The sequence below is a fragment of the Chryseobacterium aahli genome (genome assembly GCF_022699665.1).
GTDB lineage: Bacteria > Bacteroidota > Bacteroidia > Flavobacteriales > Weeksellaceae > Chryseobacterium > Chryseobacterium aahli.
In genome coordinates, this window is sequence record NZ_JALDNB010000002.1 from 111,218 (window position 1) to 126,914 (window position 15,697).

Consider the following 15,697-nt stretch of genomic DNA (forward strand, 5'->3'; position numbering starts at 1 on the left):
TTTTTATTTAAAAAGCATTCACCAAATCATCAATTGTTTTCAATTCCTCTTTGCTTAAATGAATATCAATTGCTTTTGCATTTTGTACAGCCTGTTCTGCATTTCTTGCTCCTGCTAATGCAATCGTGATTCCTTGTCTTTCAATCGTCCATTTTAAAACCAATTGACCTAAAGAAGCGTTGTGCTGTTCTGCAATCGGCTTAATTTTATCTAAAAGCTGATTCGTTTTCTCTATAAAATCTGGCTGAAAATGAGCATGACCAGCTCTGTGATCGCCCTCTTTAAATTTATAATCGGAAGTAATTTTCCCTGTCAACAAACCTCTTTCCAGCGGACTGTATGCCAAAATAGATTTGTTGTTTTCAATGCAGTAAGGAACCATTTCTTTTTCAATCCCACGGTTTACCATGCTGAACGGAATCTGATTGGAAACTAATTGTAAAGTCTTTTCAGCTTCTGCCATTTGAGCCACATCATAATTACAAACTCCAGCAAAACGAACTTTCCCTTGCTCAATAAGCCTTGAAACAGCTTCAAAGGTTTCATCAATCGGCGTAGTAGAATCTGGCCAGTGAATTTGGTATAAATCAATATAATCTGTCCCTAATCTTTTTAAACTCTGTTCGCATTCGTAAATTACGCTTTCTTTCCCTGCATATTTGTAAATGTCAATATCCTGTCCATTGTTATTTTTACTTTTCATTGCAAGATTTCCTTTAGACAAATCCCAACGCATCCCAAATTTTGTCAATATCTGAACTTTATTTCTGGGAAATCCTTTGATGGCCTCGCCGACGATTTCTTCGCTAGCACCTTGTCCGTAGATAGGAGCGGTATCTATGGAAGTTACACCAACATCATACGAAGCTTTGATGGCTTCAATTGCTTCATTTCTGTCTGTACTTCCCCACATCCATCCACCTGCAGCCCAAGCTCCGAAAGTGATTGCTGAAACTTCTAAATCGCTGTTTCCTAATTTTCTGTATTCCATTTTATTGTTTATATTAATAGATTGTTGTTAATAATTATTTATTATATTCTCCTGTATTTGAGTTTTTTAATAGTTTTTAAAAATGAGAAAAAGAAATTTTCATTGACTTACTTTTAATACTTTGTACAAATTTTGTCATTTAAAACAAGATTTTACTTGTAAAAATCGTTTAACAAGTTGTAAATTTAAGCTATGAAACGAAAACAATTTGAACCTTTAGAAATTGATACTTTCGAAGCATCGGTTTATCCTTTTCCGAGGCACAGTCATACTTACTACGAATTGATTTACATTTCAAAAGGTTGCGGAAATCATCATATTAATCAGATTGTCATTCCTTATAAAGCCGGAGATCTGTATCTCATTTCTCCTGATGATGAGCATTTCTTTGACATCAAAAAATCGACCAGCTTTTTCTTCATTAAATTTAACGATGCTTATTTTAAAGTAAATAAACATCTTTCTCCCGATCATCTGGTGATTGCATCGCCAACAGAGATTATGCGGAATCATTTACTGAAAGAAGAAAAACTGATTTTTGATGAACCCTGCAAAACGATTCTGAGAAAGACGGTAGAAAATATTTTCCAATATGGCGATTTTCATAAGATTTCAGATTCACCGATTGTATTTTTTCAGGTACTCTCGCTTTTCGGATTGATTCGTGAGGCTTCACTTAAACTGAATATACGAATTGATAACGGCCTAACACAAAAAGATGATTTAATCTCCTACATTCATCAGAATATTTATACTCCGGATAAAATAAGAATCAATACTATTTCTAAACATTTTAATATTTCAAAAACCTATTTCAGTGCCTATTTTAAAAGAAATTTTGATATTTCCTACCGAAATTACATCACCGATTACAAAATTAAATTAATCGAAAGAAGAATTCAGTCCGGACAAATGACGATGAAGCAGATTGCTTTTGAATTCGGTTTTACAGACGAAAGTCATTTGACCAACTATTTTAAAAATTTAAATAAGATAAATCCTTCTGATTTTAAATTACAAAATCACGTATAAAAAAAGCAGTTTCAAAATGAAACTGCTTTTATCTAACTTTTAAATCAAATTAATACAATACGCCAAGGCTCTCGGCAGAAAAATCTGAAATTTCTTCGGTTCGTCCTTCTTTTATTTTTTGTACCCACTGATGATCGGTCAATAATGCACGGCCTACAGCAACAAGATCAAAATCCTGACGCTCAAATCTGCGCAACAATTCTGAAAGATCAGCTTTTTCGCTTCCTTCACCGGCAAATGCACTCATGAAATCACCTTTTAAACCTACAGAACCTACAGTTATCGTTGGCTGACCTGTAATTTTCTTTGCCCAACCAGCAAAATTTAAATCAGAACCTTCAAATTCCGGTTCCCAAAAACGACGTTGAGAACAATGGAAAATATCAACACCCGCATCTTTCAATGGTAAAAGCCAGTCTTCCATTTCTGATGGTGTTGTTGCCAACCTGCTTTTGTAATCCTGCTGCTTCCATTGCGATAGACGAATGATAATCGTGAAATCTTCACCTACCGCAGCTCTGATTGCTTTAATGACATCAACCGCAAAACGGCTTCTTTCCTTAATGTTTTTCCCGCCATATTCATCTGTTCTGGTATTGGTAACTTCCCAGAAAAACTGATCGATCAAATAACCGTGAGCTCCGTGAATTTCGATACAATCGAATCCTAAATCTTTAGCTGATTTTGCTGATGCTGCAAACTGCGCTATTGTATCTTTGATATCTTCCAAAGACATGGTAGAAGCTTTTTCCATCGGAATTTCCGGATAGGTTTCAGAACTTCTTGTATCACCAACGTGCCAGATCTGCGGTCCCATTTTTCCGCCATTTTGATGAACGGCATCAATTACGTTTTTCCAGCCTTGCAAAGCTTCCGTTCCGTAGAAATCGGGAATGTTTTGAATGTTTTTTGAGGCAGGACGATTGATTACAGTACCTTCTGATAAAATCAAGCCGACGTTTGAAGCAGCTCTTCTTGCATAGTAATCTTCAATTGCCTTTGTAGGAACTCCATTGTCAGATTGGGCTCTTGTCATGGGTGCCATTACTAATCTGTTTTTAAGGTTCAGATTTTTATAATTGAATGGAGCAAATAATGCGTCTATATTCATCTTTTTAAATTAATTTAAATGTTTAAATTCCTAATTGTTACACAAAGTAACTAATAATAGTTTATTTTTGTACCATATAGTTAAAAAAAACTAGTAACTTAGCGGTAACTAATAACTAATTTAACATATCATGAGACAAGAAAAGATTAAGCATTGCAGCTGTCCTCTCGGAAAAGCCATGTCGGCTTTGGGTAGTAAATGGAAACCAATTATTGTACTGGTCATTAAAGATCGCATCTTAAGATTCGGTGAGATTGCAGCCAGAATTTCAGTTATTTCACGAAAAGTTCTTACAGATCAGCTGCGAGAGATGGAAGAAGACAATTTGGTAACCCGTCAAGAATTCAAAGAACTTCCGCCGAGAGTAGAGTACAGACTTACTGAGAAAGGCTTGGCATTATTACCCATTTTAAGCTTACTTGAAGAATGGGAAAAACAATTTGATTTTTCTGAAAAAAATTTGGATGTTATTGTTTAAATAAATAAAAAGGAACGGTTACTATAAAAATGAAAGTAATAGATATTGAAAGCTGGAACAGAAAGGAACATTTCGAATTTTTCTCAAAGATGAAAAGTCCGTTTTTCGGATTTACAACTGAAGTTGACTGTACAAAAGCTTATGATGATGCAAAAGAACAAGGACATTCTTTTTATGCTGTTTATCTTCACAAATCAATGATTGCCATCAATACGGTAGATGAATTAAAGCTCAGAATCGTTGACGGAAAAGTAATTTTATATGATGAAGTGCACGTAGGATGTACTATCGGAAGACCCGACGGAACATTTGGTTTTTCATTTTTCCATTATTCAGAAGATTTCGAAACTTTTAATAAAGAATTGCAAAAGGAAGTAAAAGCGATGCAAAACTCAACAGGATTAGGAATCAGCAATGATGTTTTACCGATTAATCATATCAGACATACGACTATTCCTTGGAAATCGTTTTCTGCCATGCTTCATCCAACTAATTTTGATCCGAAAGAATGTATTCCGAAAATTACATTTGGAAAATTCAATATCCGTGAGGATAAAAAATATCTTCCCGTTTCTATCGAAGCCCATCATGGTTTGGCAGATGGAATTCATTTGGCAAAATACTTTGAAGAGTTTGAGAGACAACTAAGTTTATAACATAAAAAAATCCTGAGCAAATCAGGATTTTTTTTATTACCAGTTATTTAAACCGTTTTCTAAAGCTTTCTTATAATTATCTTCATCAAAAGAGTAAAGGTCAGGAGACTTGTGGGCACCGCCACGGCGTTGCTCATCTAATTTTCTGAGAATACCCAAATTTTTTATTTTTCTGTAAAAATTTCCTCTGTTGAGTTCTTTTCCTAAAATGGTTTCATACAATTTCTGCAATTCTGAAAGAGTAAATTTCTCCGGTAACAGATTGTAACCTATTGGTTTATAGGAAATTCTTTCTCTTAAAGCGAGTAATGCCTTATCAATGATTTCGCGGTGATCCATCGCCAATTCAATTTCTTTTAGCTGGCTTAAATATACCCACTCACACTTATCACTGAATTCGTCAATGATTAGATTTGCATTGTCAGGATTATATAAAGCGTAATATCCAATTGAAACGAAACGTTGTTTGTGCCACAGAGAATCATCAAAATCTTCGAAATAAAATTCACTTCTTTTCTTTTTCCCAAAAACCGCAAATTCTTCAAGATAAACATCTGATATTCCTGCTCTTTCTTTCAAAACTCTCTTTGCAGCTTCGTCCAAATCTTCATCTTTTTTCACATAGCCGCCAGGCAAAAGCCATTGTTTGCGATAGGTCATCTGAAGGAGTAGAACTTTCAATTCACTTTTATCAAAACCAAAAACTACGGGATCGGCAGACAGATGGGGGAGGTAAAGGTCTTTAGCTTCTTCAGATTTCCTTAAAAATTGTTGTTGTGAATCCATATACTGTTTTGTGAATATCTAATATGACAAATTTAACATTAAAAAATTAAGAATTTCTGAAATATGGTAAATAGAATATGAATTTGGGGATTTTTTAACTTGATTTTTATTATAGTTTCCATATGAATCAATGATTTTTTTTATTGTTACTAAATTTTAAAATATTGATAATCAGTATTTTAAATTCAATATTAATTTTTATTAATATTTTCTTTTGGTAATTCGTCTAAACAATGTATAATTGTAATGTTTCATTATGAAACAATGAAAAACATACCTGTTATTAATTATTTATTTCAAGATATTCTTATTGAATATCTATTGCTCGACAATAAATGAATATTCTTTTCACCTAAAGTCGAAATACAGTTTGGAATTAGATTGAAGTTTTACATCAAGTATGTTTCATTGATTAAAAAAACTTAAAAAGTAACAGGTTACTAAAAATTCCAAACAGTTTTAATGAATGTAGAAATCACCCAAAATTGGGTGCAGGAGATGTTGTGCCTTGAAAAAAGGATAAAAAAAGAAAAGACAAACTATATAATAAAACATGAGAAAATCTACACTTAAAATTTCAGCTTTAGGATTAATGCTTTCCTTTGCTTCAGTTTTTGGACAAGAAAAAACTGATACGTTGGCTTTAAAGAATGCGCTGAACGCTGTAAAAACAGAGGAAGGAGTGAAAACTGTGACCACTTCTTCCAAAGAAGATAACAACAGAAACGTAATGTTGAACGCAGCCAATAACACAAGTCCGAGAGACGTGAATATCGGTTTGCCATCAACAGTTGGTGGAATTACCATTCTCGAAAACGACTTGCCTGCCGTTTACTTTTTCTGGCCGGAACTTCCCAACAAAACCTGGAGACAAAGTGTAGGCTTGGAGAAAACCGGATTGTTGAAAATGGATCAGCTGGCAAATACAATGGGCGACCTTGGTTTTGCAGTAAACTCTTATTCTCAAACTGGAACCAAAGATTTTAAGTTAAAAGGAAAGTTCACAACAAGTACTTTCGGTTGGCTGCAAGGTGATGTAAACGCTTCAGGACCAATTTCTAAAAACGGCTGGACTTACACTGTTGGCGCATTTGCAAACTTCGACCCGAGTACTTACAAATTGGGCTTCACAAGAAATGTTGACGAAACTAAAATTTTCAGAGCGGGTGTTACCAAATATTTCAATGATGATAAAGGAAAGATTTCGATTCAATACAAATATGCAGATTCTTACAGCATCACCAATTATGCCGTTTTCCAATACGGACCAGAAGGTAAAGTAACCGAGCTCGACAATTTCAGAATTGGTAGAGATTCTTACGTTGTGAGAGACGGACAAATCAAAATGAAAGACATCTTTTCCGGACAAACCTATTGGGCAAATATGGACGGAAACGACAGTAGAAATACATCCCACAACATCGATATCTTCGGTAATTATTTATTAAACAACGGCTGGAATTTCAAATTCTCAACAAGGGCACACTTTGCTACAGCAAAATCTTCTAATATCATTCCTTTAAGTATTTTCAATGCCAATGCAGCTTCTGGATATACAATTGCTTCAACAGATCAGACCTATACCGGAGCGGTTGGAACTCAGTTAGCAATGCATACACCTTCAACGCCGATTACCAATATTGCAGGACGTTTTTCATTAAACAAACAATTGGGAAATCACAATGTTACTTTTGGAGTCTTAGAACAATATTACAATATAGATAAATTCACATCAAACAGATCTTTCTTCTTCCAGACTGTTGAGCCACAGCCTCAAAGACTGATCGGACCGACGACTGATGCTGACGGTTTTTACAATTACAATGCAGGTGGTGAATTCCACAGTGGAACGGAAAATAAACTTTCAGTTTACGGCACAGATGAGTGGAAAGTTTCGGATAATTTCAACTTGAGCTACGGATTACATCTAAGAAACCACATCATTGATGGTGAATATTCTTTGACACCGAGAACGGTAGGTTTCAACTTTACAGACCCAAGCCAATTTAATCAAATCAATCAAAGCTTTTACCAAATCGGCGGTAGTTTGAATGCAACTTACAACATCAACAAAAACTTCGGTGTTATCGCAAACGCTTTATATACTGAGGAAAACAGAAGACTGGAAAGTTATTCTCAGGCTTTCGAACCGAATACGAATAAAATCAAAAGTCCTTTGGGAGCGTTGGGAATTTTCTGGAATACAGATTATATCCAGTTGATTTCTCAGGCGACTTATCTTAAAAAGAATAATAACCTGAACAGATACAACTTGGTCAACCCTGCAAATACGACTCAAGCTCAAAACGTTACGGTTTACTATGATATTCAGACCATTGGATGGACAACCGATTTTGTAGTAAAACCTTTCAAAGGATTTAATTTACATTATTTATTGACTTTACAAAATCCAGTTTACAAAAAGTTCAATTTCAATGCTTTCGGAACAGCTTACGATTACAACGATAATAATGTGTTAGGTGTTGCTAAAGTGTTGATGGAAATCGACCCAAGTTATACGATTGATAAATGGAGATTCTGGGCAAGTTTCAGATATTTCTCAAAACAATATGCGAATCTTACCAACGCTTTATACTTCGCTCCAAGATGGGAAACTTTCGGTGGTGTAAGTTATACGGTTAATAAAAACATCAACCTTGGCGCAACAGTTATCAACTTCCTGAACCAAAGAGGAGCGAGCGGAACCATCAACGGTGCCGAATTGATTACCGATGCAAGTCCATACTATGGAAAATTGTTGACGGGAACTTACATTATGCCATTGACAGGACAATTTTCAGTAAACTTTAATTTCTAAAATTTAACAATGAAAAAATCAGTATTCAATATAGCCGCTTTATTTTTAGGCGTCACTGCATTTTCTCAAAATATCCAAACCGTGACCAATTCCAAGGGTCCGGTTTTGGGATATTCTGCAGATTCAGGCGTAAAAATTCTGACGGTTGGCGGAAATAAATTCAAAGATTTAAATAAAAATGGAAAGCTCGATAAATACGAAGACTGGAGACTTCCGGTTGACGAAAGAGCAAAAGATTTAGCTTCAAAAATGTCGGTTGAGCAGATTGCGGGATTGATGTTGTACAGCGGTCATCAATCAGTTCCGGCTCCTGCAGAAGGTTTCCGAGCAGGAAAATACAACGGAATGTTCTACAAAGAAAGTGGTGCAAAAGCTTTTGATTTGACAGACCAGCAAAAGAAGTTCCTAAAAGAAGATAATCTTCGCCACGTTTTAGTAACAACAGTAGAATCTCCTGAAATTGCCGCAAAATGGAGCAATAATATCCAGGCATACATCGAAGGTTTAGGATTGGGAATTCCTGCTAACAACAGTACAGACCCGAGACATTCTGCAACCGTAACGGCAGAATTTAATGAAGGAGCAGGCGGACAGATTTCACTTTGGCCGGATGGTTTGGCAATGGGCGCAACTTTTGACCCTGAATTGGTTAGAAAATTCGGGAATATTGCTGCTCAGGAATATAGAGCGTTGGGAATTTCAACCGCTTTATCTCCTCAAATTGACTTAGGAACAGAACCTCGCTGGTACAGAATCGCTTATGTTTTCAGCGAAAGTCCAGAATTGACCGCAGATTTAGGAAGAGGTTACATCGACGGTTTCCAGACAACAATCGGAAGCAAAAATGGTTGGGGAAACAAAAGTGTAAATGCAATGGTCAAACACTGGCCAGGAGGCGGCCCTGAAGAAGGCGGTCGTGACGGTCACTGGGCGATGGGGAAATATGCTGTTTATCCGGGAAATAATTTTCAGAATCACGTAAAACCTTTTACAGAAGGTGCTTTCAAACTCAACGGTGGAACCAAAGAAGCTTCTGCGGTAATGCCTTATTACACGATTAGTTTCAATCAGGATACGAAAAACGGAGAAAACGTTGGAAACGGTTATAGCAAATATCTCATCACCGATTTACTTCGCGGAAAATACAAATATGACGGCGTAGTCTGCACCGATTGGTTAATCACCGCAGACGAACCAAAATCTCCGGGAGGATTTGCCGGAAAACCTTGGGGAGCAGAAAAATTATCCATCGCAGAACGTCATTACAAAGTGTTGGAAGCGGGCGTCGACCAGTTTGGAGGAAATAACGACAAAGCGCCTGTTTTGGAAGCCTATCAAATGGGAGTAAAAGAACACGGCGAAAAGGCATACCGTGCAAAATTTGAACAATCAGCCGTTCGTTTGTTGAGAAACTTCTTCAGAACCGGATTGTTTGAAAACCCTTATGTAAACACGGAAGAAACCAAGAAAATCGTTGGTAATCCTGAATTTATGAAAGCAGGTTATGAAGCTCAGGTAAAATCCATCGTATTATTGAAAAACAAAGCCAATATTCTTCCGATTAAAGAAAGAAAAACAGCTTACATTCCGAAAAGATATTCTCCTGCAACCTTCAACTGGTGGGGAATTTACACCGGACCATCTTTGGAATATCCGGTTGATATTGAAAAAATGAAGAAGCATTTTAACGTAACAGACGATCCCGCAAAAGCTGATTTCGCTTTGGTTTTCGTGAAAAGTCCGCACAGTGAAGAAGGCGGTTACAGCGACATCGACGCCAAAGAAGGCGGAAACGGTTATGTTCCGATTTCTCTTCAATATCAGACGTACACAGCAAAAGAAGCCCGTGAAAAAAGTATTGCCGCAGGAGACCCGGTTGTTGCACCCAATGTTCACGACAGAACGTTTAAAAATAAAACTTCTACAGCCACTAATTTCACAGATTTGTTAGCCATAGAAAACGCCTACAAAGCAATAAATGGAAAGCCTGTGATCATTTCTATCACGGCTTCTAAGCCAATGATTTTTAACGAATTTGAAAAACACGCCGATGCAATTCTGATGAATTTCAATGTGTCGAATCAAGCAGTTGTGGATGTCGTGACCGGAAAATACGAACCTTCAGGATTGCTTCCGCTTCAGATGCCTGCGAATATGTCGACGGTTGAAAAGCAGAAAGAAGACGTGCCTTACGATATGGAAACGCACAAAGATTCCGAAGGTCACAACTATGATTTCGGATATGGAATGAACTGGTCTGGCGTGATAAAAGATGCAAGAACTCAAAAATACCATAAGCAATAGTTCAGCAAAAATTAGTTAATTGATGTCTTGAGACCGGGCATTATGTTCGGTCTCATTTCTTTTAACATAATATTTTGGGCAGCTATTTCCGCCTGTAATTTATCCTGAGCGAAGTTGAAGGGCTCCCAATCTTTTTTGCAAGACAATTTCAGTTTAAATAGAACTGAAAGTTTACGCAAAAAAGGATTTCCGTTCAAGTCGGGCTGCGCTTCGCAAAGTTGAAGATTTGTCTTTTAAAGCAAACTAACTACAAAGTTTAAGAACCAAAAAATCAAAAAAAATAAAATGAAAAAATTAATCATAGCAAGTTTATTTCTTGCGGGTTTAACGACAATTAACGCTCAAAAATCAATTCCATTATACAAAGGAAAAGCACCTGGAACAGAAAACTGGACGCAGAAAGAAGCACAGCAATTCAATGAATTGTTCAAAACGGAAGTCGTTTTCAACGTAGCTCAGCCTTCAATGTTATTATTCGAAGCCGATAAGGCAAAAGCCAACGGAACAGTTATCGTTGTTGCTCCGGGCGGTGGTTTCCAAAGTTTATCCATCAATAGAGAAGGAATTGATGTCGCTAAAAAATTAGCAGAAAACGGAATCACGGCTGTCGTTTTAAAATACAGATTACTCGAAACAAAATCCAACGATCCGGCAAAAGAAATGATGGAAAGCATCAAAGACAGAATGTCTTTCGATCAAAGAACTGCACCTATAAAGGTGATGGCAGGCGAGGACATCAAAACGGCAATTTCCTACATCAGAACCAACGCAAAAGAACTGAATATCAATCCTGAAAAATTAGGCGTAATCGGATTTTCTGCGGGCGCAAGTGTAATCTTGGAAAGCGTTTTTCACAGCAAAGATGCTTCAACTTTACCGAATTTCGCAGCTTCCATTTATGGCGGACCAAGTCAGGAGATTTTAGATACTCAGATTCCTTCAACGCCTCTGCCATTGTTCATTTGTGCTGCAAGCGATGACCAATTGAAACTTGCTCCAAAATCAATTTTGTTATATAATAAATGGCTTGAAGCAGGACAACCAACCGAAATTCATATCTACGAAAAAGGCGGTCACGGTTTCGGGATGGGAAAACAAAATCTTCCTGTTGACCAATGGTCGGATGTTTATTTGGATTGGTTGAGATTCCACAAATTTTTATAGAATTTATTTCTCGCAGAGTAAACAGATTAAGCAGATTTTTTACTTGCAACATTTACAAAATCTGCGAGATATTCTAAAATTGATCAATAAATTCCAAGGGACGCTTTACTAAAGGATAGAATAGTATCCTATCAAAAAAATTAAATTAATATAAATATTTACAAATGAAAAAGAACATATCAACATTGATAAAACTTTCTCAGAAAGCAAAATATTCAGGATTATTCCTGGCTTTATTGGCTGCATCGCCATTTGCGAACGCTCAGAGTAAAAATGCAATGGTAACAGTTGGCGGAAAAACATTTAAAGATTCCAACAAAAACGGAAAATTGGATGTTTGGGAAGATACACGTCTTTCGGTGGACAAAAGAATTGATGCCATCATCAAGGAAATGACCAATGAAGAGAAAGTAAATCTTCTGATTGGAACCGGAATGCCCGGAATTGAAGTTTTGACAGGACCTGTTGGAGATTCAAAACAAGGATTGGTTCCCGGAGCTGCCGGTGGAACGGATTCTTTTGACAGATTTGGGATTCCTGCGACGATTGTTGCGGATGGTCCGGCTGGTTTGAGAATTGCTCCAACAAGAGATAATGACTCAAAAACGTATTACGCAACGGCATTTCCAGTGGGAACAGCGTTGGCTTCAACTTGGAATAAATCGTTGTTGGAGCAAGTTGGGAAAGCAATGGGAAATGAAGTGAAAGAATATGGAGTAGATGTACTTTTGGCTCCGGCTTTAAATATTCACAGAAATCCATTGAACGGAAGAAACTTCGAATACTATTCTGAAGATCCTTTAATTTCTGGGAAAACTGCGGCAGCAATCGTCAACGGAATTCAATCTCAGGGTGTGGGAACTTCCATCAAACATTTTGCTGCAAATAATGAGGAAACCAACCGTTTGACCATCAATGCACACGTTTCCGAAAGAGCAATGAGAGAATTGTACCTAAGAAACTTTGAAATCACGGTGAAAGAATCTCAGCCTTGGACGGTAATGTCTTCTTACAACAAACTTAATGGCGTTTACACTTCAGATTCCAAAGATTTATTGACTCAGGTTTTGAGAAACGAATGGGGTTTCAAAGGCATCGTAATGACCGATTGGTTCGGAGGTTTTCCCGGATTTGAATCAATCAAAGATGGTGGAATTTCCGATGTAGTAAAACAAATGAATGCAGGAAATGACTTGTTAATGCCTGGAATTCCTACTCAGAAAAAAGTATTGTTAGCAGCGTTGGATTCAGGAAAATTATCTCAGGAAGTTGCAAATCTTAATGCAAAAAGAATCTTGGAATATATTTTCAAAACACCAACTTTTTCGCAATACAAATACAGCGATAAACCAGATTTAGTTCAGCACGCTGAAGTGACAAGAAATGCAGCAGCAGAAGGAATGGTTTTGCTTAAAAATGAAAAAAATGCTTTGCCTTTTGCCGATAAACAGAAAGAAGTTTCATTATTCGGAGTGACTTCTTACGCTTGGATTACAGGCGGAACGGGAAGTGGAAGTGTCAACAACAAACACACCGTTTCTTTGTTGGAAGGTCTCAATGCTGCAGGTTACAAATTGGACAAAGAACTGGTTGATTTATACAAACCTTTCGCTGAAAAAGAAGCAACTGCCGAAAAAGAAAGCCGAAAAGCAAGAGGCATTTTGGCACTTCCGGGAAGATTGGCTGAAATGAAAATGAACGATGCTTTCCTGGCTAAAAAGGCAGAAACTTCAGAAATTGCTTTCGTGACTTTGGGTAGAAACTCCGGAGAAGGCGGTGATAGAGTAGTGAACGAAGATTTCAATCTGGCAACGGAAGAAATCGAAATGCTGGACAAAATCTCCAAAGCGTTCCACGCAAAAGGGAAAAAAGTGGTGGTGATTTTAAACATCGGTGGTGTTATTGAAACGGCTTCGTGGAAAGATAAAGTTGATGCTATTTTATTGGCTTGGCAACCTGGTCAGGAAGGCGGACATTCCGTAGCTGACGTGGTTTCCGGAAAAGTAAATCCTTCAGGAAAACTGACGATGACGTTCCCAGTGAATTATTCTGACCACGCTTCATCAAAGAATTTCCCGGGAATTCCTGCAGACAATCCGAAAGAAGTGACGTATGAAGAAGGTATTTATGTTGGCTACCGTTATTTCAACACCTTCAATGTCAAACCGTCTTACGAATTTGGTTTTGGTAAATCTTACACCGACTTTGCTTACAGCAATTTAAAACTGAATTCTAAAACTTTTAATAACAAATTAGAAGTAACAGTTGAAGTGAAAAATACTGGAAAAGTGGCTGGAAAAGAAGTGGTAGAATTATACCTTTCTGCACCCAACCAATCCATCGATAAACCAAAATCTGAGTTGAAAGCGTACGCCAAAACAAAAGATTTGAAACCGGGAGAGTCTCAAATCATCACTTTGACTTTAAATCCAAAAGATTTGGCATCTTACATCACCGAAAAATCGGCTTGGGTGGCTGAAGCAGGAAATTATAAAGTTTCTATAGGAGCATCTTCATTGGACATCAAACAAACCACAGATTTCTCGCTTCCGAAAGAATTGGTGGTTGAAAAAGTACAGCACGTTTTCCCTGCAGACAAACAGTTTGAAGATTTGAAACCTTAGTTAAGTATTCTAACACTGCGTCAATTCGAGTGATTTTTGGAACGAAGTGGAAAAAATTGTATCGAGAATGGGATAACATTCCAAAAAATTCTCGATACAAAATTCTTTCAGAATTTCACTCGAATTGACGGGTTTTGTCAATGAAATTTGAGACAATATAATTGTAAATTCATTGTCTCAAATTAAGATATTATAAACAAAAGAGATTATCTTTAGCCTCTTTAAATTTTAATGTATATGATCAATAATGAAGTACAATCAAAAAGGAATTATACCATTCCGTTGATTACCATTACGCTTTTATTTTTTATGTGGGGATTCATCACATGTATGAATGACATCCTTATTCCATACCTGAAACAGCTCTTTAAACTGACATTTTTCGAATCGATGTTGGTACAGTTTTGTTTCTTCGGAGCTTATTTTATAGGTTCATTAATTTATTTTTTGGTTTCCACATCAAGCGGAGATCCCATCAACAAAGTTGGGTACAAAAAAGGAATTCTCTTTGGAATTTTCCTTGCGGCATTCGGATGTATTTTGTTTTATCCGGCGGCAACATTTTCTTCTTACGGATTGTTTTTAGGAGCATTGTTCGTTTTGGGATTAGGATTTACGGTTCTTCAAATCACTGCAAACGCTTACGTTTCGCTGTTAGGTTCAGAAGATTCTGCATCAAGCCGACTCAACATGACTCAGGCATTCAATGCCTTTGGAACCACGATTGCTCCAGTTTTGGGAGGACATTTAATCTTTGAGTTTTTCTCAGCTGATGACGGTTCGTTCTCTGCAGTAGCAACAAGAATTCCTTATTTAATTTTTGCAGGAATCTTATTGCTGGTGGCTTTATTAATTTCAAGAGTAAAATTACCATCGTTTCAAACAGAAGAAGAGGAAGCCGTAAAAGGTTTGGGCGCATTGCAGCACACTCATCTTTTATTCGGAGTCTTTGCGATGTTCTGTTATGTAGGTGGGGAAGTAGCGGTAGGAAGTTTTATCATCAGTTTCCTTGAGCAGCCACAGGTTATGAATCTTAATGAAGTAGTCAGTAAAAATTATCTTTCTCTTTATTGGGGAGGTGCGATGATTGGGCGTTTCTTGGGTGCGATTTCTTTGAATCATTCAATCAGCCAAAGCAAGAAAGTATTATATATGTTGGGAGCAGCAGCAGCGGTTTTCTTAGTGATTTTCAGTATTGTTGATTTAACGTTTTCACAAATCAGTTTCTTCCTGGTGTTTATTGCTTTAAATTTTGTCGCTTTTTTTGTGGGAAAATCTGCTCCGGCAAGAACTTTATCCATCTTTGCAGGAATCAACGTTTTGTTATTGATCTCAGCGATGTTAAATCATGGCGAAATGGCGATGTACAGCATTTTAGGAATCGGAATTTTCAACTCGATTATGTTTTCTAATATTTACACATTGGCGATTTCAGGATTAGGAAAATACACGAGCCAGGGTTCGTCATTGGTTGTAATGGCAATTTTGGGTGGTGCGATTGTTCCTATTTTTCAGGGATATTTAGCTGATATTTTCGGAGTTCAGCATTCATTTATTATTCCAGTGTTCTGTTATGTGTTTATTCTGATTTTTGGGGCGTATTGCACTAAATATCTGGGTCATGTGAAGCAGGATGCTGATGCGAAATCGGGACATTAAGATTTTTAATTTTATATAGAAAAGCCTGCTTTTGAGCAGGTTTTTTTATGGATAATATATAAATAAATTTAAAA

11 protein-coding genes are annotated in these 15,697 nt (G+C 36.9%); 8 read left to right on the forward strand and 3 right to left on the reverse strand.

Annotated features, from left to right (window positions below):
- Positions 1-7: 7 nt before the first annotated feature.
- Positions 8-991 carry an aldo/keto reductase gene (locus MQX03_RS02800; RefSeq protein ID WP_242801308.1) on the reverse strand — a complete coding sequence of 328 codons (984 nt, stop codon included), beginning with the start codon at positions 989-991 and terminating at the stop codon, positions 8-10.
- A 192-nt stretch (positions 992-1,183) separates the two neighbouring features.
- On the opposite strand from MQX03_RS02800, the gene MQX03_RS02805 reads away from it, so the two are divergent.
- Positions 1,184-2,023, forward strand: a complete 840-nt coding sequence (locus MQX03_RS02805) for a helix-turn-helix domain-containing protein (protein ID WP_242801310.1) — start codon at positions 1,184-1,186, stop codon at positions 2,021-2,023.
- Between the two features lie 49 nt (positions 2,024-2,072).
- Here MQX03_RS02805 and MQX03_RS02810 read toward each other — a convergent pair whose 3' ends face one another.
- On the reverse strand, positions 2,073-3,134 hold the full coding sequence (locus MQX03_RS02810) for an NADH:flavin oxidoreductase (protein WP_242801312.1): 1,062 nt from the start codon (positions 3,132-3,134) through the stop codon (positions 2,073-2,075).
- A gap of 130 nt (positions 3,135-3,264) precedes the next feature.
- On the opposite strand from MQX03_RS02810, the gene MQX03_RS02815 reads away from it, so the two are divergent.
- Together MQX03_RS02815 and MQX03_RS02820 are read left to right on the forward strand one after the other, a co-directional pair.
- Positions 3,265-3,612, forward strand: coding sequence for a winged helix-turn-helix transcriptional regulator (locus tag MQX03_RS02815; RefSeq protein ID WP_129537056.1), 348 nt, complete (start codon positions 3,265-3,267; stop codon positions 3,610-3,612).
- Positions 3,613-3,641: 29 nt separating this feature from the next.
- Positions 3,642-4,268, forward strand: coding sequence for a chloramphenicol acetyltransferase (locus MQX03_RS02820; RefSeq protein ID WP_242801314.1), 627 nt, complete (start codon positions 3,642-3,644; stop codon positions 4,266-4,268).
- Between the two features lie 36 nt (positions 4,269-4,304).
- On the opposite strand, the gene MQX03_RS02825 is transcribed toward MQX03_RS02820, so the two are convergent.
- Entirely contained in the window at positions 4,305-5,054 is a 750-nt protein-coding gene (locus MQX03_RS02825) for an NUDIX hydrolase (RefSeq protein WP_242801316.1), read from the reverse strand.
- A 553-nt stretch (positions 5,055-5,607) separates the two neighbouring features.
- On the opposite strand from MQX03_RS02825, the gene MQX03_RS02830 reads away from it, so the two are divergent.
- From MQX03_RS02830 to MQX03_RS02850, 5 genes are all read left to right on the forward strand, one after another.
- Positions 5,608-7,872 (forward strand): TonB-dependent receptor, encoded by a 2,265-nt coding sequence (locus MQX03_RS02830; protein WP_242801317.1) that lies wholly within the window; start codon positions 5,608-5,610, stop codon positions 7,870-7,872.
- 9 nt (positions 7,873-7,881) lie between these two features.
- A complete protein-coding gene (locus MQX03_RS02835) occupies positions 7,882-10,176 on the forward strand; it encodes a glycoside hydrolase family 3 protein (RefSeq protein ID WP_242801319.1) in 2,295 nt (764 codons plus the stop codon).
- Positions 10,177-10,461: 285 nt separating this feature from the next.
- Positions 10,462-11,340: an alpha/beta hydrolase gene (locus tag MQX03_RS02840; RefSeq protein ID WP_242801321.1), complete on the forward strand. Its 879-nt coding sequence runs from the start codon at positions 10,462-10,464 to the stop codon at positions 11,338-11,340.
- A gap of 164 nt (positions 11,341-11,504) precedes the next feature.
- Positions 11,505-13,964, forward strand: a complete 2,460-nt coding sequence (locus MQX03_RS02845; protein ID WP_242801323.1) for a glycoside hydrolase family 3 C-terminal domain-containing protein — start codon at positions 11,505-11,507, stop codon at positions 13,962-13,964.
- Between the two features lie 237 nt (positions 13,965-14,201).
- Positions 14,202-15,623, forward strand: a complete 1,422-nt coding sequence (locus MQX03_RS02850; protein ID WP_242801324.1) for a sugar MFS transporter — start codon at positions 14,202-14,204, stop codon at positions 15,621-15,623.
- Positions 15,624-15,697 lie beyond the last annotated feature (74 nt).

Coding starts and splice junctions, on each gene's coding strand:
- MQX03_RS02800 (WP_242801308.1), bottom strand. CDS start 991: ATGGAATACAGAAAATTAGGAAACAGCGATTTAGAAGTTTCAGCAATC.
- MQX03_RS02805 (WP_242801310.1), top strand. CDS start 1,184: ATGAAACGAAAACAATTTGAACCTTTAGAAATTGATACTTTCGAAGCA.
- MQX03_RS02810 (WP_242801312.1), bottom strand. CDS start 3,134: ATGAATATAGACGCATTATTTGCTCCATTCAATTATAAAAATCTGAAC.
- MQX03_RS02815 (WP_129537056.1), top strand. CDS start 3,265: ATGAGACAAGAAAAGATTAAGCATTGCAGCTGTCCTCTCGGAAAAGCC.
- MQX03_RS02820 (WP_242801314.1), top strand. CDS start 3,642: ATGAAAGTAATAGATATTGAAAGCTGGAACAGAAAGGAACATTTCGAA.
- MQX03_RS02825 (WP_242801316.1), bottom strand. CDS start 5,054: ATGGATTCACAACAACAATTTTTAAGGAAATCTGAAGAAGCTAAAGAC.
- MQX03_RS02830 (WP_242801317.1), top strand. CDS start 5,608: ATGAGAAAATCTACACTTAAAATTTCAGCTTTAGGATTAATGCTTTCC.
- MQX03_RS02835 (WP_242801319.1), top strand. CDS start 7,882: ATGAAAAAATCAGTATTCAATATAGCCGCTTTATTTTTAGGCGTCACT.
- MQX03_RS02840 (WP_242801321.1), top strand. CDS start 10,462: ATGAAAAAATTAATCATAGCAAGTTTATTTCTTGCGGGTTTAACGACA.
- MQX03_RS02845 (WP_242801323.1), top strand. CDS start 11,505: ATGAAAAAGAACATATCAACATTGATAAAACTTTCTCAGAAAGCAAAA.
- MQX03_RS02850 (WP_242801324.1), top strand. CDS start 14,202: ATGATCAATAATGAAGTACAATCAAAAAGGAATTATACCATTCCGTTG.